At 62.7% G+C, this 17,500-nt stretch carries 15 protein-coding genes; 12 read left to right on the top strand and 3 right to left on the bottom strand.

Translation table 11 applies throughout. The annotated features are described in order from the left end of the window. Positions 1-58 precede the first annotated feature (58 nt). On the bottom strand, positions 59-886 hold the full coding sequence (locus AC1DX4_RS09480; protein WP_027030940.1) for a MurR/RpiR family transcriptional regulator: 828 nt from the start codon (positions 884-886) through the stop codon (positions 59-61). 137 nt (positions 887-1,023) lie between these two features. Here AC1DX4_RS09480 and AC1DX4_RS09475 point away from each other — a divergent pair, with 137 nt between their 5' ends. From AC1DX4_RS09475 to AC1DX4_RS09435, 9 genes are all read left to right on the top strand, one after another. Continuing rightward, positions 1,024-1,842, top strand: a complete 819-nt coding sequence (locus AC1DX4_RS09475; protein ID WP_477220068.1) for an N-formylglutamate amidohydrolase — start codon at positions 1,024-1,026, stop codon at positions 1,840-1,842. 23 nt (positions 1,843-1,865) lie between these two features. Then, positions 1,866-3,407, top strand: coding sequence for an amino acid permease (locus AC1DX4_RS09470; RefSeq protein WP_477220067.1), 1,542 nt, complete (start codon positions 1,866-1,868; stop codon positions 3,405-3,407). Between the two features lie 92 nt (positions 3,408-3,499). Then, on the top strand, positions 3,500-4,870 hold the full coding sequence (locus tag AC1DX4_RS09465; RefSeq protein WP_172224395.1) for a glutamine synthetase family protein: 1,371 nt from the start codon (positions 3,500-3,502) through the stop codon (positions 4,868-4,870). Positions 4,871-4,958: 88 nt separating this feature from the next. Continuing rightward, the gene (locus tag AC1DX4_RS09460; protein WP_477220066.1) at positions 4,959-6,347 is read left to right on the top strand and encodes an aldehyde dehydrogenase family protein; all 1,389 of its coding nucleotides are present in this window, start codon (positions 4,959-4,961) and stop codon (positions 6,345-6,347) included. 18 nt (positions 6,348-6,365) lie between these two features. Continuing rightward, positions 6,366-7,538, top strand: coding sequence for an iron-containing alcohol dehydrogenase (locus tag AC1DX4_RS09455; RefSeq protein ID WP_477220065.1), 1,173 nt, complete (start codon positions 6,366-6,368; stop codon positions 7,536-7,538). 243 nt (positions 7,539-7,781) lie between these two features. After that, positions 7,782-8,888, top strand: coding sequence for an ABC transporter substrate-binding protein (locus AC1DX4_RS09450; protein ID WP_096450001.1), 1,107 nt, complete (start codon positions 7,782-7,784; stop codon positions 8,886-8,888). Between the two features lie 78 nt (positions 8,889-8,966). Next, a complete protein-coding gene (locus tag AC1DX4_RS09445; RefSeq protein ID WP_477220064.1) occupies positions 8,967-9,881 on the top strand; it encodes an ABC transporter permease in 915 nt (304 codons plus the stop codon). Further along, on the top strand, positions 9,878-10,669 hold the full coding sequence (locus AC1DX4_RS09440) for an ABC transporter permease (RefSeq protein ID WP_477220063.1): 792 nt from the start codon (positions 9,878-9,880) through the stop codon (positions 10,667-10,669). The genes AC1DX4_RS09445 and AC1DX4_RS09440 overlap by 4 nt, the downstream gene beginning before the upstream one ends. Before the next feature lie 30 nt (positions 10,670-10,699). Next, positions 10,700-11,764, top strand: a complete 1,065-nt coding sequence (locus tag AC1DX4_RS09435) for an ABC transporter ATP-binding protein (protein ID WP_477220062.1) — start codon at positions 10,700-10,702, stop codon at positions 11,762-11,764. A 193-nt stretch (positions 11,765-11,957) separates the two neighbouring features. Here the strand turns inward: AC1DX4_RS09435 and AC1DX4_RS09430 are convergent, their stop codons facing one another. Beyond that, a complete protein-coding gene (locus AC1DX4_RS09430; protein WP_477220061.1) occupies positions 11,958-12,584 on the bottom strand; it encodes a glutathione S-transferase family protein in 627 nt (208 codons plus the stop codon). Between the two features lie 124 nt (positions 12,585-12,708). On the opposite strand from AC1DX4_RS09430, the gene AC1DX4_RS09425 reads away from it, so the two are divergent. The 3 genes from AC1DX4_RS09425 (at position 12,709) to AC1DX4_RS09415 (ending at position 16,238) form a co-directional block, all read left to right on the top strand. Then, positions 12,709-14,262: a cation:proton antiporter gene (locus AC1DX4_RS09425; protein WP_477220060.1), complete on the top strand. Its 1,554-nt coding sequence runs from the start codon at positions 12,709-12,711 to the stop codon at positions 14,260-14,262. A gap of 214 nt (positions 14,263-14,476) precedes the next feature. Next, positions 14,477-15,385: an endonuclease/exonuclease/phosphatase family protein gene (locus AC1DX4_RS09420; protein ID WP_477220059.1), complete on the top strand. Its 909-nt coding sequence runs from the start codon at positions 14,477-14,479 to the stop codon at positions 15,383-15,385. A gap of 7 nt (positions 15,386-15,392) precedes the next feature. After that, a complete protein-coding gene (locus AC1DX4_RS09415) occupies positions 15,393-16,238 on the top strand; it encodes an EamA family transporter (RefSeq protein WP_477220058.1) in 846 nt (281 codons plus the stop codon). Here AC1DX4_RS09415 and AC1DX4_RS09410 read toward each other — a convergent pair. Then, the gene (locus AC1DX4_RS09410; RefSeq protein WP_477220057.1) at positions 16,235-17,458 is read right to left on the bottom strand and encodes an MFS transporter; all 1,224 of its coding nucleotides are present in this window, start codon (positions 17,456-17,458) and stop codon (positions 16,235-16,237) included. The genes AC1DX4_RS09415 and AC1DX4_RS09410 overlap by 4 nt on opposite strands. Positions 17,459-17,500 lie beyond the last annotated feature (42 nt).

The raw sequence follows: 17,500 nt of genomic DNA, 5'->3' as shown, positions 1-17,500 counted from the left end.
GCGGTAACGTGATGTCCGCACGCTTGCTTTGGGGTGGATGAGACTGCGCGGAGCCCGCTTAACGCAGCCCTTCCATTTCCCGAATACGCCGTGCGCCGTCGGCCTCGAGCTGCCTGGTGACGGCGCCGATCAGCGTTTCGGCGACGACGAAAAGTGCTGCCGAGGAATCCCATGCCGACGGCACAGCGGTCCGTCCGGCGATGACATGGCGGGCGAAGCGGGCGATCGGCGACAGCCACTGATCGGTGAACAGCACGATCTGCACGCCGCGCTGATGCGCCTTCTCGGCGAAGCGCACGAGGCTGTCCTGGTAGCGCCTGATGTCGAAGATCACCAGCACGTCGCGCTTGCCCATGTCGATCAGCCGGTCGCGCCACATGCTCTCCTGGCCGGCGAGATGAAAGACATCGGGCTGGATGACGGCGAGGTGGGCGGCCATGTAGCGCGCCAGCGGGTCGGTGAAGCGGCCGCCGATGAGGAATGTCTTGCCCCGCCGGTCGGCAAGCCGTGCGGCGATGTCGGCAAGCTGCTTGTCGGAGAGGTGGCGGAAGGTCTCGCGCATATTGTCGAGCGTCGCTTCCAGCATTGGCGACACTGTACCGCCGCCGGGCGAGGGCGGGTTGAGCGTCCGTATCGCCGGCGACTGCAGCTGCGCCGCCAGTTCGTCCTGCAGGCTCGACTGGAATTCCGGATAGTTCTGGAAGCCGAGCCGAGCCACGAAGCGTAGGATCGTCGGCGAGGAGACGCCGGCCGCGGTCGAGAATTCGGCGACCGTCTTCAGGCCGATCATCGGATAGCTGGCGATCAGCGTCTGCGCCGCGCGCCGTTCGCTGGCCGGCATCGTGCCGATGCGGTCGGCGATCAGTTCGGCAATGCTGGAAATCATCTTTTCCCCCACCCGTTGGCCCGCCCCCTGAGATCGCATTTGACAAAGCCGGGCAAACTGTATGAAATCATCCATAGGGACGCAATGATACAAAATACGTAACATACGGTACAGCGCTCCCCGGGGACGGCAGGACTATGGAGACAGCGCGGCGTACCAGCCTTGCATCGCCTGATTCCGTGGGGGTGACGAACCCACGCGGAGCGAGCCCGTTCGTACTGACCTGCGATCACGCTTCCAATTTCCTGCCCGCCGAATTCGGCACGCTCGGTCTTGCCGCCGAGGACCTGTCCCGCCATATCGCCTGGGATCCGGGTGCGCTGCCGGTGGCAACGCGCATGGCGCATGCGCTCGATGCGACGCTGGTCGAAACCCGCATTTCGCGTCTGGTCGTCGACTGCAACCGGCCGCTCGATGCGCCGGACCTGGTGCCGCCGGTCAGCGAGACGACAGCCATACCAGGCAATACCGGCCTGTCGGAAAAACAGCTTGCGGCGCGGGTCGCCCTGTCATGGCAGCCGTTTCACAGCACCATCGAAGGCATCGTCGAGGAGCGGCTGGCCCGCGGCCAGGAGACCCGGCTGGTTTCCGTCCATTCTTTCACGCCGGTCTACAAGGGCCGCAACCGGCCCTGGCATATCGGCATCATCCACGATGACGATCAGCGGCTGGCGTCGCCGCTGATATCGGCGCTCAAGCGGCTTGCCGGCGTCACCGTCGGCGTCAACGAACCCTATTCGCCTGATGACCGCGTCTATTTCACGCTGGAACGGCATGCACGCTCGCGCGGGCTGCCCTGCGCCATGATCGAAATCCGCAACGATGAAATCTCCGGCGAGACCGGGCAGCGGAAATGGGCGGATCTGCTCACGGGCATTTTTTCGGATCTGGAGCCAGAGGAGGCCAAGGGCTCTCGACGAAGCGTAGTCGGAAAGTCAGTTCAATCGGCCAGCTAAGAACCAATAAGGGGAATTCTGACATGACAACACCGGATCATTCTGACAAGTCGGAGGACACAAAAATCCTTCACAGTATGGGCTACGCCCAGGAATTGTCTCGCCGCATGAGCGGCTTCTCCAACTTCGCCATTTCCTTCTCGATCATCTGCATTCTGGCTGGCGGCATCACGTCATTCCCGCTGGCGATGGCCACCGGCAGCGGTTTCGAGGCGACCATCGGCTGGGTAATCGGCGGTGTCTTTGCGCTCGTGGTCGCGGCTTCCCTCGGCCAGATCGGATCAGCCTATCCGACAGCCGGCGGCCTGTATCACTGGTCGTCGATCCTGGGCGGACGCGGCTGGGGTTGGGCCACGGCCTGGATCAACCTGCTCGGCCTGATCTTCGTCGTCGCCTCGGTGAATGTCGGCGTCTACCTGCTGTTTCAAGGGCTCGTAGCGGGCCCGATCTTCGGTTGGGACACATCGAGCTGGGGCTTCTGGCAGCAGACGGCGGCAGTCGTCATGATTACCGTAACCCAAGGCCTCTTCAATCATCTCGGCATCAAGACGACGACGATGTTGACGGACTTTTCCGGCTACCTCATCCTCGTCGTTGCGGTCGTGCTGACGCTGACCTTCCTGATCTGGGGCGCGCATGGCTTCGATCTTTCGCGGCTGACGACTTTCGTCAACACGACCGGCGATCCCGGCGGTGCCTATGTTCCGACGGCCCGCACCGCACTTGTGGCCTTCCTTATCGGCCTTCTCTACCCGCTTTATACCATCACCGGCTTCGACGCCTCGGCGCATACCGCCGAGGAAACGCACAATGCCCGCGTCGCCGTGCCAAGAGGCATGATCCACGCGGTCCTGTGGTCTCTCGTCTTCGGTTTCATCATGGCGGTCTCCTTCGTCCTTGCCAGCCCCGATCTCGTGGCGACCGCCAAGGACGGCGGCAATGCCTGGTTCAACCTGTTCAACAATCTGCCGGCGCCAACCTGGCTCAAGGCTCTGCTCGGCATCGCCATCGTGCTGGCGAACTATCTGTGCGCGCTGGCCGGGCTCACCTCGACCTCGCGCATGATCTTCGCCTTTTCGCGTGACGGAGGTCTGCCGGGTTCATCTCTGTGGAAGCAGGTTTCGCCAACCTGGCGCACGCCCGTCCCGGCCATCTGGCTCGGCGTCGTGCTGTCGATTGCCGCCACGCTCTATTCGCCGGCTTTCGCGGCGCTGGCAGCTGGCTGCGCTCTCTTCCTCTATGTCTCCTACGCCATGCCGATCGCAGCCGGACTTCTTGCGGAAGGAAAGAGCTGGACCGAATTCGGGCCGTTCCGGCTCGGCATCTGGTCAAAGCCGTTCGCTGTGATCACGGTGATCGGTGTTCTGGTGTTGATGTATGCCGGCATCCAGCCGCCCTTCGACATCCTGATCAACTATGCCATCGGCTTGATCGTTCTGCTCATTGTCTTGTGGTTCGCCGTTGAAAATCGCCGCTTCCAGGGGCCGCCCATCGGCGAGGCGGCAATCGCCAAGCGCACGGCGACCATCGCAGCGGCCGAAAAGGCCGTCGGCGAATCCGCCTAAACAGCCAATCAAACCGTGGCGGGCTCGCTCGCCACGGTTTTTTCCGTTCAATATGACAAGCCCGAAACGACAAGCGCTGGAGTGCCAAAGGAATGGCCGGAAATTTCTCATTCGATCAGTTGAAGAAAGCGGTCTCCAGCGGTGAGATCGACACGGTGCTGGCCTGCATCGTCGACCTGCAGGGACGATTGGCCGGAAAGCGCTTCCTGGCGCAGTATTTCGTTGATTCCGCGCATGACGAAACGCATGGCTGCAACTATCTGCTGGCCGCCGACATCGATATGGAGCCGGTGCCAGGCTACAAGGCGGCAAGCTGGTCGAAGGGCTATGGCGACTTCGTCATGAAGCCGGATCTGGCGACGTTGCGGCGCATTCCTTGGCTGGAAAAGACGGCGCTGGTGATCTGCGACGTGCTCGACCACCACACCCATGACGACCTGCCGCATTCGCCGCGTGCCATCCTGAGGAAGCAGGTCAAGCGGCTGACGGAGCGCGGCTATATCGGCTATTTCGCCTCCGAGCTCGAATTCTATCTGTTCAACGAGACCTACGATTCCGCCCGCAAGAAGCATTGGCAGGGTCTCGACACGGCTTCGCCCTATATTGGCGACTACCAGATCGGCATCACCACCAAGGAAGAAGGGGTCATGCGCCGGCTTCGCAACGAGATGGATGCGGCCGGCATTCCGATCGAGAACTCCAAGGGCGAATGGGGCCCCGGCCAGGAAGAGATCAATGTGCGCTATGCCGAGGCGCTCGAGATGGCCGACCGCCACGTCATCCTGAAGAACGGCGCCAAGGAGATTGCCGAGTCCGAGGGCAAGGCGATCTCCTTCATGTCCAAGTACAATTACGGGCTCGCCGGCAATTCCAGCCATATCCACAATTCGCTGTGGAGCGCCGACGGCAAGACGGCTCTATTCTTCGACAAGAAGGCGGACTGGACGCTGTCGACGCTTGGCCAGCAATGGGGGGCAGGTCAGCTCAAATATGCCAAGGAATTCACCTGGTTCCTGGCGCCTTACATCAACTCCTACAAGCGCTTTCAGGCTGGCACCTTCGCGCCGACCAAGATCATGTGGAGCGAGGACAACCGCACCGCCGGCTTCCGACTGTGCGGCGAGGGCACCAAGGGCATCCGCATGGAATGCCGCATCGGCGGCGCCGACCTCAACCCTTATCTCGCCTTCGCGGCGCTGATCGCCGCCGGCCTTGCCGGCATCGACGAGAAGCTCGAACTGCAGAAGCCGTTCGTCGGCGATGCCTATCAGGCCTCGCGCCTGCCGGAGATCCCGAAGACGTTGCGCGATGCCACCGAAACGCTGGCGAAGTCGAAGATGCTGAAAGAGGCGCTCGGCGAGGATGTGCTCGAGCACTATGTCCACACCGCCAAGTGGGAGCAGTTCGAATACGACCGCCGCATTACGGATTGGGAACTGCACAGGGGTTTCGAGCGGTACTAGACTATGTCGGCGTCGCCCTCCCTTAGCCATCGTCTGAATGGCGGGCGACGTCAAAATCAAGATTTCATGAAGTGCGAGGACTGAAGGAATGACCGAAACGGTCAAGTTGATATCCCCCGTCGATGGCTCGATCTATGCCGAGCGGCCCGTGGCTACGGACCAGGCGATCAACGCCGCTGTCGAGCGCGCCAAGGCGGCGCAGGAGAAGTGGGCCGAGACGCCGATCGTCGAGCGTGGCAAGTACATGCTGGCAATGCTCGAGGCGCTGGTGGCGATGACCGACGAGATCGTGCCGGAGATCGCCTGGCAGATGGGGCGTCCGGTGCGCTATGGCGGCGAGTTCGGCGGCGTCAGGGAACGCACCACTTACATGGTCGAGATCGCCGAGCAGGCGCTGAAATCCGTGCCGGCCTCCAACCCGAAGGACGGCTTTCGCCGCTACGTGAAGAAGGATCCGCTCGGCGTCGTCATAGTGATCGCGCCGTGGAACTATCCCTATCTCACCGCAGTCAACACCATCGTGCCGGCGCTGATGGCCGGCAATGCGGTTATCCTGAAACATGCTGCGCAGACACTGCTGGTCGGCGAGCGTTTTCAACAGGCTTTCGACAAGGTCGGGCTGCCCAAGGGCGTGTTCCAGAATGTCGTGCTCAACCATGCCCAGACCGAGAAGCTGCTTGGCTCGGGCAAGATCGACCATGTCAACTTCACCGGTTCGGTCGGCGGCGGCCGTGCCATTGAAAAGGCGGCGGCGGGCACCTTCATGACGCTCGGTCTCGAGCTTGGCGGCAAGGATCCGGCCTATGTGCTGCCTGACGCCAAACTGGACCATGCGGTCGCCAATCTGGTCGACGGCGCCTTCTACAATTCCGGCCAATGCTGCTGCGGCATCGAGCGCGTCTATGTGCATGAAAAGGTCTATGACGAGTTCGTCGAGGGCTTCATCGCCGAGACCAAGAACTATGTCGTCGGCAATCCGTTGGAACAGGCGACGACGATGGGGCCGATGGCGCAGGCGCGGTTCGCCGACCTGATCCGCGAGCAGAAGGCCGAAGCGCTGCGCAAAGGTGCGGTGGCGCACATCAACATGAAGGTGGCCAACGACAAGGCCGGCTCGCCCTATCTGGCGCCTGAGGTGCTGACGCAAGTCGACCACCAGATGAGCGTCATGCGCGAGGAAAGTTTTGGCCCGATCGTCGGCATCATGAAGGTGCGCAACGATGAGGAGGCGATCGCGCTGATGAACGACAGTCAGTATGGCCTGACGGCCTCGATCTGGACGCGCGATACCGAGCATGCGGTGGCGATCGGCAACCGCATCGAGACCGGTACGGTGTTCATGAACCGCTGCGACTATCTCGATCCGGCGCTGGTCTGGACCGGCGTCAAGGACACCGGCAAGGGTGCGGGACTGTCGGCCATCGGCTACGATAACCTGACCCGGCCGAAATCCTTCCACCTGCGCGAAGCCATCTGATTTTTTGAAAGACAAGCAATGTCCAAGCTGATCTCCAAATGGAACTATCCCACCACCGTTCGCTTCGGCGCCGGGCGCATCAACGAGCTGCCCGAGGTGCTGGCGGCAACCGGCATCAAGCGGCCGTTGTTCGTCACCGACCCGGGCCTGGCCAAGCTGCCGGTCGTCGCTTCCACGCTGAAAATCCTCGACGATGCCAAGGTGCCTTATGGCGTGTTTTCCGAGGTGAAGCCGAACCCTGTCGAGTCCAACCTCACCGCCGGCATCGCCGTGTTCAAGAAGGGCAAGCATGACGGCGTCATCGCCTTCGGTGGCGGCTCGGCGCTCGATCTCGGCAAGCTGATCGCCTTCCAGGCGGGGCAGACGCGGCCGGTGTGGGATTTCGAGGATGTCGGCGACTGGTGGACGCGCGCCAATTCGGACGCGATCGCACCGATCATCGCGGTGCCGACCACGGCCGGCACCGGCTCGGAAGTCGGCCGCGCCGGCGTCATTACCAATGAGGAGACGCACACCAAGAAGGTCATCTTCCATCCGAAGCTTTTGCCGGCGATCGTCATCGCCGACCCGGAACTGTCGGTCGGCATGCCGGGCTTCATCACCGCCGGCACCGGCATGGATGCGCTTGCCCATTGCCTCGAGGCTTATTGCGCACCGGGCTACCACCCGATGGCCGACGGTATTGCCGTCGAAGGTGTCCGGCTGGTGTTCGAGAACCTGCCCAAGGCCTATGCCAACGGCAAGGACCTTGTCGCGCGCGCCCATATGATGAGTGCGGCGGCCATGGGCGCCGCCGCCTTCCAGAAGGGGCTCGGCGCCATTCACTCGCTGTCGCATCCGATCGGCGCGCTCTACGATACCCATCACGGCATGACCAACGCCGTGTTCATGCCCTATGTGCTCGCCTTCAACCGGGACTCCATCGAGGAGCGTATTGCCCGGCTCGCCGCCTATTGCGGCATCAAGGGCGGCTTTGACGGCTTCTCCAAGGCGATCATCAAGCTGCGCAAGGAGTTGAAGGTGCCGCACGCGCTGCCGGGCCTGATCAAGGGGCTCGACATGGACAAGAAGCGCAAGGCGCTGATCGCGGATATGGCGGTGGTCGATCCTACCGCCGGTGGCAACCCGGTCAAGCTGACCAAGAAGGCGGCGCTGACATTGCTCGAAAACGCCATCGCCGGCACGGTCTGAGACGCTTTCCGCATAGGAAATTGATCTGAAAAAGGGGTAGAAAAACAAGGGGAGGGGATGAAGGGCAAGGCACAAACTAATTAGCCGGAAAAAGAATCGCGAGGCGATTGCTACAACCGGTTAAAAAGAGTTTACTTTTTCGCACTGCGAGCAGCCGGTTTCACAAAGCTTTCATCTGGCTGTCACATGAAAACGATACCGCATCGCAGGCGTCCAACGGCGTCAGTTCAACGGAGAGAACACATGTTCAAATTCACGGGGAAGGTGCTTTCCCTTTCGGCCGCGACCCTTATGGTGTCGTCGGTGATTTCGTCCGCCGCTTCGCTGGACGATCTCGTCAAGGCCGCGAAGGCCGAAGGCCAGCTCACCACCATCGCGCTGCCGCATGACTGGTGCGGTTACGGCGACGTCATCGCCGGCTTCAAGGCGAAGTATCCGGAAATCACCATCAACGAACTCAACCCCGATGCCGGTTCCGGCGACGAGGTCGAGGCGATCAAGGCCAACAAGGACAATAAGGGCCCGCAGGCGCCCGACGTTATCGACGTCGGTCTGTCCTTCGGTCCGTCCGCCAAGAAGGACGGTCTGATCCAGGCCTACAAGGTTTCGACCTGGGACTCGATCCCCGACAGCGCCAAGGATGCCGACGGCTTCTGGACGGGCGACTACTACGGCGTGCTTTCCTTCCAGGTGAACAAGGACCTGGTGAAGACGTCGCCGACGGACTGGGCAGACCTGCTGAAGCCGGAATTCGCCAACTCGGTCGCTCTTGCCGGTGATCCGCGCGCTTCGAACCAGGCCATCCAGGCGGTGTATGCCGCCGGCTTGTCGACGGGTGCGGCTGCTGGTGAAGCTGCCGGCACCGCTGGCCTCGACTTCTTCAAGAAGCTCAACGCCGCCGGCAATTTCGTGCCGGTCATCGGCAAGGCCGCGACGCTGGCCCAGGGCCAGACGCCGATCCTCGTCACCTGGGACTACAACGCGCTCGCCGGCCGCGACACGCTGAAGGGCAACCCGCCCGTCGACGTCGTCGTGCCGAAGACCGGTGTCGTCGCCGGTGTCTACGTGCAGGCGATCAGCGCCTACGCGCCGCATCCGAATGCAGCCAAGCTCTGGCTGGAATACCTGTATTCCGACGAAGGCCAGATCGCCTGGCTGAAGGGCTATTGCCACCCGATCCGCTTCAACGATCTCGCCAAGAACGGCAAGATTCCGGCGGACGTGCTGGCCAAGCTGCCGCCGGCTGAGTCCTACGCGGCCGCGGTGTTCCCGACGCTCGACGAGCAGGGCAAGGCCAAGGAAGCCATCACCAAGAACTGGGACGCCGTTGTCGGTGCCAACGTCAAGTAACAGTTGAAATCGACCGGGCGGCTTCACGGCCGCCCGGTTTTCTCTCGAAGTCTTTCTCTCGAAGACGGTAGCCGGCGCATGACCGATATCTCAATGTCCGACCACGCTGTTTCCGGGAAGACCGCGCCTCCCGCCGAGGCGCGCAGCATGAGGCTGCCGACGCAATGGCTCGGCGTTGCGCCCTTCTTCATCTTCGCCATCATGTTCCTGATCCTGCCCACGCTCTACCTGATGCTGGGCGCATTCCAGAACGATGCTGGTGAATTCACACTCGAAAACATAGTTGCATTGGCGCAGCCGTCGATCGTTGCCGCCTACTGGATTTCGATCAAGGTCAGCCTTGCTTCATCGCTGATTGGCGCCTTTGCAGGGCTGGCGATTGCCATTGCCATCGTACGCGGCGGCCTGCCGGACTGGATACGCTCGGCGACGCTGACGTTTTCCGGCGTCGCCTCGAATTTTGCCGGCGTGCCGCTGGCCTTCGCCTTCCTTGCCACACTCGGCCGGCTCGGCCTTGCGACCGTGATACTGAACACGCTGTTCGGTCTCAACATCTACGCGCATGGCTTCAACATCCTGTCGTTCTGGGGCCTGACATTGACCTATGTCTACTTCCAGATTCCGCTGATGGTGGTCATCATCGTGCCGGCCATCGACGGGCTGAAGAAGGAATGGGGCGAGGCCGCCGCAACGCTGGGTGCGACCATGTCCCAGTATTGGCGCATGGTGGTCATTCCGGTGATCTGGCCGAGCTTCCTCGGCACGGTGATCCTGTTGTTCGCCAATGCCTTCGGCGCCATCGCCACCGCCTATGCGCTGACCGGGTCGTCGCTCAACATCGTGCCGATCCTGCTCTATGCCCAGATCCGTGGCGACGTGCTGCACAATGCCCATCTCGGCTATGCCATCGCCTTCGGCATGATCCTCATCACCGGTCTTGCCAATGTCTTCTACATCTGGTTCCGCACCCGTTCCGAGAGGTGGCTCAAATGAAGGCTGGCAAGTTCTGGGCCTGGGTCGTCTTCGCGCTGGGCGCGGCCTATTTCTTCATTCCGCTGATCGCGACGGTGGAGTTCTCCATGCGCATGCGGCGCGGCGCCTATTCCTTTGACGCCTACAAGGTCGTGCTGGGTGACGAACGCTTCCAGGCGACCTTCGGCTATTCGGTGCTTGCCGCCGTCTTCACCATCATTCTCGGCGTGCTCATCGTGGTGCCCGCCGCCTACTGGATCCGGTTGCGCCTGCCGCAGCTGCGCCCCATCGTCGAGTTCATCACCTTGCTGCCGCTGGTCATCCCGGCCATCGTCATCGTTTTCGGCTACATCAGAATGTACGGCTCGAATTCGCCGCTGCCCTTCCTGGCGACCGACACGGGCACCAATGCCTTGCTGGTCATCGGCTATGCCACGCTGGCGCTGCCCTATATGTATCGCGCGGTGGACACCGGGCTTCGCACCATCGACGTGCGTACGTTGACGGAAGCGGCGCAGATTCTCGGCGCTGGCTGGGGGACGATCATCACCCGGGTTATCCTGCCCAATGTGCTGATCGCGGTGTTGTCGGGTGCATTCCTGACCTTCGCGATCGTTATCGGCGAGTTCACCATGGCAAGCCTGCTCAACCGTCCGGCCTTCGGCCCTTATCTGCAGAACATCGGCGCCAACCGCGCCTATGAACCGGCGGCGCTTGCCATCATCGCCTTCGCAATCACCTGGGGCTGCATGTCGCTGATCCAGATATTGTCCCGCTTTGCGCCGAGATCGGCGAACCGCCCCAATTGATCGAAAAGTACTGATCGAAAGAACAACACCATGGCCGACCCGTTCCTCTCCATCCAGCACGTTCGGAAATCCTTCGGCACCACCACGGTGGTCGAGGATTTCAATCTCGACGTCGAACGTGGCGAATTCGTCTCTTTCCTCGGACCATCCGGCTGCGGCAAGACAACGGTGCTGCGCATGGTCGCGGGTTTCGAGGAGCCGAGCGCCGGCAAGATCGTCGTTGGCGGCAAGGATATTACGAGGCTGAAGCCCAATCAGCGCAATGTCGGGATGGTGTTCCAGGCCTATGCCCTGTTTCCGAACCTGACCGTGGCGCAGAACATCGGTTTCGGCCTGAAGGTCGCCGGCATGCCCAAAGCGGACATCGACGCCCGCGTTGCCGAGATGCTGGGTATCATCAAGCTGCCGCAGATGGCGGACCGCTACCCCTACCAGCTCTCGGGCGGCCAGCAGCAGCGTATCGCGCTGGCGCGTGCGATCGCGCCGAAACCGAAGCTGCTGCTGCTCGACGAGCCGCTGTCGGCGCTGGATGCCAAGGTCCGTGTCTCGCTGCGTGAAGAAATCCGTTCGATCCAGAAGAAGCTCGGCATCACCACCATCTTCGTCACCCATGACCAGGAAGAGGCGCTGTCGATCTCCGACCGCATCGCGGTCATGTATGGCGGCAAGGCCGAGCAGGTTGGTACGCCGTTCGAGATCTACAACCGGCCGGCGACCAAATTCGTCGCCAATTTCGTCGGCACGCTGAATGTGCTCGAGGGCAAGGTCACCGATGCCGCGGCCGGCACGGTGCAGGTCAACACGCAGCAAGTCTCGCTCAAGGGCAAGCTCAACGGCTCGAAGTCCGGCGACACGCTGTCGCTGGCGCTGCGGCCGGAAGCGATTTCACTCGGCCGTCAGCCTGGCCGCGATTCCAGCCTGTCCGGCGAGATTTCCGAAGTGCACTTCCTTGGTTCGGTGATCCGCGTCCGCGTCGGCATCGGCGGCAATACGGTCTCGCTCGATACGTTCAACAGCCCGGCGACGCCGCCACCCGCCGTTGGCGAGAAGGCCGAGATTTCGTTCTCGTCCGACGATATGCTGGTGCTGCACTAGGCTGTGCCGATATTCAGGTGAGGCCGGCCTGCAAATGGCGGCTTCCTGTGCTTCCGGTGCTCACGTACCCAAAAGTACACTCCGCTCCGGTTCTCGGAAGCCACCCAGTTTGGTCGCTTCGCGCCCGTCTCGACTCCGGCTCGGCCTGACCTGAATCTCAGCACACCCGGAGCCTGTCCAAAAGTGGGCGCTCTCAAGCCGGTGCGATGAACGGCTGTGATATCTCCTGAAAGACCGGGAGGGCTTCCATTCGTGCCGCGTGCGCGTCCAGCGCCGGGAAGTCAGCCAGCGCAATGAGCACTGGATGCGCCTCGCCGATGAAGCGCAGCACGGCGGCAACTGCGATATCGGCATGGCCGATGCGCTCGCCGAACCAGTAAGGTGTCGACCATTTGGCACGGTCGGCCTCCAGCACGGCAAGCACGGCCTCGATCTGCGTGCGACAGCGCCCGGCCCAGACGTCGGAGACCTTCTCGTGCAGCCGCTTCTCGTAGAACAGGCTCACCGCCTTGTCGCCGAGCCCGGTGGCCAGGGCTGACACCTTCAGCGCCTGATGGCGCGCCGGCTCCGTCTTCGGAAACATGCTTCGATCGGCTGGGACCAAACTATCGAGATAGTCGAGCATCAAATGGCTTTCGATCAGTACCTCGCCATTGTCCAGCACCAGGGTCGGCACCCGCGTCAGCGGGTTGTAGGGCCGAATCTCATCGGCATCGCCGAAGGCCGACCACGGACGGTGCTCGAAGGCGATGCTATAGAGGGTCAGCGCGATGCCGACACGGCGCACGAAAGGCGAGTCATATTGGCCGATGAGGATCATGCCGTGTTGTACGGCAAGAGGTGGTTTGAGGCGTATGGCCAGAGGGCTTGAGTTTGATGGCCAATCCACCGCATCCTGCAGGTATATCTGCGCCGGCAATCCCGTCTCACTGAAGTAACAGCCCATGGCTCTTTTTGAACTCACCCTTATCCTGCTTTTGACAGCCGTTGCGCTGACGGCGCTGTCGCGGCGGCTGGAGATACCCTATCCGTCCCTGCTGGCCTTGGCCGGGGTCGCGATTGCCTTCGTGCCTGGCGCGCCAACGATCGAGATCGATCCGGAACTGGCGCTTGCCCTGTTCATCGCGCCGGTGCTTCTCGATGCCGCCTATGACACGTCGCTGCGCGACCTCAAGCGCTACCGGCTGTCGCTGGCGCTGTTGGCGCTTGGCGCCGTCGTCTTCACCACTGTCGTGGTTGCCTTCGTCGGCTGGAAGATGGCCGGCCTGCCGATAGCCGCGGCAATCGCGCTCGGCGCCATCGTCGCGCCGCCGGATGCGGTGGCGGCATCCGCCGTGCTAGGGCAATTCAAGGTGCCGCACCGCATCACCGCCATCCTGCAAGGCGAGAGCCTGCTCAACGATGCCACAGCGCTCTTGATCTACCGCCTGGCGGTTTCGGCGGCGCTCGGCACGATCATGCTGAGCAACGCCATTCCGACGATCCTTTTATCCACCATAGGCAGCCTCATCGCCGGCTATCTGCTTGGCCGCTTCTCGCTGCTGACGCTCACGAAGATAGAGGATGCGGCGAGCAGCACGGTGGTGCAATTCGCTGGAACTTTCGGGGTCTGGATCCTGGCCGACAAGCTCGGCCTTTCGGCCATCATCACCATCGTCGTCTACGCCATGACGCTTGCACGCCGGGCGCCACGCCACATGTCGGCAAGGCGGCGCGTCAGCACCTATTCGGTCTGGGAGACGGCGGTGTTCGTGCTCAACGTGCTGGCTTTCGTGCTGATGGGCCTGCAGGCGCGATCGATCGTCGGCCGGCTTTCGGGCGAGGGGCAAGGCCAGGCCTTTCTGTTCGCCGCCACGGTGCTCGTCGTCGTCATCGTGGCGCGTCTCGTCTGGGTGGCGAGTTACGTTGCGATCATTCGGTGGGTTTCCCGCTTCGGCAGCGAAGACGCAAGGCGGGATGCGCCGACATTTGGCGGCGCCGTGCTCGTCGGTTGGTGCGGCATGCGCGGGCTGGTGACGCTGGTGGTGGCCATTGCTCTGCCGGCCGGCTTTCCCGGCCGCGACCCGATCGTGCTTGCCGCTTTTGCCGTGGTTCTGGGCACGCTGGTGCTGCAGGGGATGACGCTCAAGCCTCTGCTGCGGATACTCAACTTCGACCCGGATACGACCGTTGATCGCGAAGTGGCGCAGGCGCGCGTTGCCATCATGCAGGCAGCACTCGATGTGCTGAGCCGCAAGACATCGGCCGCGGCGGCTGTCGTGCGCGAGCAGTACGAAGCTCAGCGCGTCATCGCGGAAAACCCGGAGGACGCTCAAGCCGCGACCGAATACGACCGGCTGCGTCTCTATGCCATCAACCGCCAGCGCGACACGCTGGAGGAATTGCGCCGCAACGGTACGATCGGCGATGAAGCCTATCACCGGCTTGAGGAAGAGATCGACTGGGCGGAACTGGCGGCGTCTCCGGCTGGCCGGTTCCAGCCGCTGACGACCTATTAGGACGGTTCACCGGGCAGACCTGACCCAATGGTGTCGCGAAAAACTCGCGGCGTTTTCCGGCGCGCGGAGGATACCGAAGCGGCCCGGAATCGTTGCATGATCGCGCAGCAAGGGGCGGGGGAGGCGTCTGGCACAAGCCGCTGCCATTCTCCTGCACATTGCAACCAATCCATTGAACCGCTACTGCCATCACCGAAAGTGAGCCGGATAAGCAATGAAGCTGGTCAGCTACAACATCCAGTACGGGTTCGGCAGTGATGGTCGCTACGACCTTTCGCGCGCGGCGCGGATCGTTGCTGGCGCCGACATCATTGCGCTGCAGGAGGTCGAGCGGCACTGGCAGCGCAGCAATTTCGACGACCAGCCGGAGCTGCTGTCGCGCCTGCTGCCCGACTATCACTGGGTCTACGGCCCGGCCTTCGACATGGATGCCAGCGAGCGGCGCGACGGCCGCCTGGTCAACCGGCGCCGACAGTTCGGCACCATGGTGCTGTCGAAGTTGCCGATCGTCTGGTCGCGGCTGCATGCGCTGCCAATGCGCCGCACTCTGCAGCCGCTCAACACCCGCAATGCGGCACTCGAATGCATGATCCGCACGCCGGCTGGCCCGGTGCGGATACTGTCGCTGCATCTCGCGCATATCGCGGCCGAAGAGCGGCTGGAGCAGATCGACTATCTGCTCGCGCAACACCGCCGCGCGCCCACCGACGGCGGGCCGTGGAGCGGTACCGACGACGAGCCTGCGCGCAACTGGACCAGCGGCGAGCCCGAGCCGGAAAACCCGCTGGCGGCGATCTGGATGGGCGATTTCAACATGGAGCCGGGCAGCGCCGAATACCGGCGCATCGTCGGCAGCACGCCCTATCATCGCGGTGCGGCCTATCTCGACGGCTTCGTCGATGCCGCCGCGGTGGCGATCGAATCGGCTGATGACTTCCACACCCATGAGAAGATCATCGATGGCAGACTGGCAAAGCGTCGGCTCGACCACTGTTTCGTCGGCGGCATGTTCGCCGGGCGAGTGCGTTCGGTCGGATCTGATATAGGCGAGGTGGCGTCCGATCACTTCCCGGTCAGGATCGATGTCGATCTTGAACCGCCGCTCGGCTTGGGAGGTCGGTAAGCCCGAAATGACGCTTTTCGTCTTCTTCGCGGTGCTTGCCGCCGCCGCCATGCACGCGATCTGGAACGCGCTGGTCAAGGTCCACCTCGACCGCTTTCTGTCGATCACGCTGATGACGCTCGGCATGGGCGCCGCCGCCCTCGTGGTGCTGCCCTTCGTCGAGTTTCCGAAAGCGGAGGTGTGGCCCTACATCATCGCCTCTGTCATTTTCCACATGGGCTACCGCACCTTCCTGATCGGCGCCTACAAGGCCGGTGATTTCGCCCAGACCTATCCGCTGGCGCGGGGCACGGCGCCCCTGCTGACCGCGCTCGGCGGCGTTGTTGTGGTGCAGGAGATGCCGGCGCCGTTCGCCATCCTCGGCATATTGCTACTGTCGGCCGGCACGCTGGTGATGTCGTTTCGCGGCGGCGCGCATCTGGAGCGGATCAATCTGCGCGCGGTCGGCTTTGCGCTCGGCACTTCGATTTTCATCTCCAGCTATACGCTCTCGGACGGCAGCGGCGCGCGGCTGGCAGCAACCGCGCAGAGCTATGCCGCCTGGCTGTTCATCTGCGACGCCTTTGGCGCGCTGGTGCTGTGCCTCATCTTCCGTGGGCCCAAGGCACTGCCTGTGCTGGCGCGCGACTGGAAAGCCGGGCTGTTCACCGGCGTGCTCAGTGGTGCCGCCTACTGGATTGTGATGTGGGCTATGACCAAAGCGCCGATCGCCTCGGTGGCATCGCTGCGCGAGACCTCGATCCTGTTTGCCATGATGATCTCGGTCTACGCGCTCGGCGAGAAGATGACGGGCTGGCGCGGTGCCGCCGCGCTCAGCATTGTCGCCGGGGTTATCGCGCTGCGGCTGGGTTAGCTGCGCTCCAGAACCGTCATCACCTGGCCACGCCGTTCCGGACTGAAGCGGATGACGACGATGATGCAGACGGCAACCACGCCGGCAAAGAGCGCCAGCGCATAGCCGTAGCTGCCTCCGGCGCTTTCCGCGATCCCGGCCTGATACGGACCGCCATAGGAGGCAGCGAGATTGCCGGCCTGGTAGATGAAGCCGGGCAAGGTCGCGCGCACCGCGCCGGGCGAGAGTTCATTGAGGTGCACCGGAATGACGCCCCAGGCCCCCTGGACCGAGACCTGCATGATGAAGGCGCCGATGGCCAGCATGAACGGCGTGGTCGAGTAGGCCCACAGCGGGATCGACGGCAGGGCGATCACGCAGGCGAGCGTGATGGCGTTGACGCGGCCGATCTTCTCCGACAGTGCGCCGAATGTCAGGCCGCCGACAATGGCGCCGAGATTGGCGACGATGGTGATCCAACTCACCGTGTGCGGATCGAAGCCGTGCTGCTTCTTCAGGAAGGTCGGGTAGAGGTCCTGCGTGCCATGGCTGAAGAAGTTGAAGAACATCATCAGCACGACGGCATAGAGCGCGACACCCCAATGCTTCTGCAGCGTTTCCAGCAAGCCAGGCCTGGGTGCCTTCTGCGCCTCGACGAAGGCAGGCGATTCCGGCACGTGCGAGCGGATGAAGAGCACGATCAGCGCCGGGATGAAGGAGAGCAGGAACATGGCGCGCCAGCCGATCGTGTAGCCGCCGATCGTCTGCTGATAGAGCAGGCCATAGACCACGGCCGCCAGGAGGTAGCCGGCCGGATAGCCGCATTGCAGGATGCCCGAGACAATGCCGCGTGCGCTGGGCGGGACGGATTCCATGGCGAGCGAACTGCCAAGCCCCCATTCGCCACCCATGGCGATGCCGAACAAGGCACGCAAGGCGAGGAAAATGCCGAGATTGGGCGAGAAGGCGGCGAGCGCGCCGATCACCGAATAGCTGACAATGTTGAGCATGAGGATGGGCTTGCGCCCATATTTGTCGGCGAGCATGCCAAAGAAGAACGCGCCGATGAAGCGCGTTGCCAAGGTCAGGAACAATGCCTTTGAGACTGCCGGGACATCCGTCTGGAATTCACTCGCAATATCGGTGAGCAGGAATGTCAGAAGGAAGAAATCAAAAGCATCGAGCGTCCAGCCCAGGAATGAGGCCAGAACGGTTTTCTTCTGCTCGGCAGTGAGATTCAAGGCGTCCTCCTTTGGCTCCCCGGAGCAACGATATGTCGCCCG

The organism is Mesorhizobium sp. P3_A8, from assembly GCF_056402995.1.
This window is presented reverse-complemented; position numbering and strand designations above follow the sequence as displayed.

Coding starts and splice junctions, on each gene's coding strand:
- AC1DX4_RS09480 (WP_027030940.1), bottom strand. CDS start 886: ATGATTTCCAGCATTGCCGAACTGATCGCCGACCGCATCGGCACGATG.
- AC1DX4_RS09475 (WP_477220068.1), top strand. CDS start 1,024: ATGGAGACAGCGCGGCGTACCAGCCTTGCATCGCCTGATTCCGTGGGG.
- AC1DX4_RS09470 (WP_477220067.1), top strand. CDS start 1,866: ATGACAACACCGGATCATTCTGACAAGTCGGAGGACACAAAAATCCTT.
- AC1DX4_RS09465 (WP_172224395.1), top strand. CDS start 3,500: ATGGCCGGAAATTTCTCATTCGATCAGTTGAAGAAAGCGGTCTCCAGC.
- AC1DX4_RS09460 (WP_477220066.1), top strand. CDS start 4,959: ATGACCGAAACGGTCAAGTTGATATCCCCCGTCGATGGCTCGATCTAT.
- AC1DX4_RS09455 (WP_477220065.1), top strand. CDS start 6,366: ATGTCCAAGCTGATCTCCAAATGGAACTATCCCACCACCGTTCGCTTC.
- AC1DX4_RS09450 (WP_096450001.1), top strand. CDS start 7,782: ATGTTCAAATTCACGGGGAAGGTGCTTTCCCTTTCGGCCGCGACCCTT.
- AC1DX4_RS09445 (WP_477220064.1), top strand. CDS start 8,967: ATGACCGATATCTCAATGTCCGACCACGCTGTTTCCGGGAAGACCGCG.
- AC1DX4_RS09440 (WP_477220063.1), top strand. CDS start 9,878: ATGAAGGCTGGCAAGTTCTGGGCCTGGGTCGTCTTCGCGCTGGGCGCG.
- AC1DX4_RS09435 (WP_477220062.1), top strand. CDS start 10,700: ATGGCCGACCCGTTCCTCTCCATCCAGCACGTTCGGAAATCCTTCGGC.
- AC1DX4_RS09430 (WP_477220061.1), bottom strand. CDS start 12,584: ATGATCCTCATCGGCCAATATGACTCGCCTTTCGTGCGCCGTGTCGGC.
- AC1DX4_RS09425 (WP_477220060.1), top strand. CDS start 12,709: ATGGCTCTTTTTGAACTCACCCTTATCCTGCTTTTGACAGCCGTTGCG.
- AC1DX4_RS09420 (WP_477220059.1), top strand. CDS start 14,477: ATGAAGCTGGTCAGCTACAACATCCAGTACGGGTTCGGCAGTGATGGT.
- AC1DX4_RS09415 (WP_477220058.1), top strand. CDS start 15,393: ATGACGCTTTTCGTCTTCTTCGCGGTGCTTGCCGCCGCCGCCATGCAC.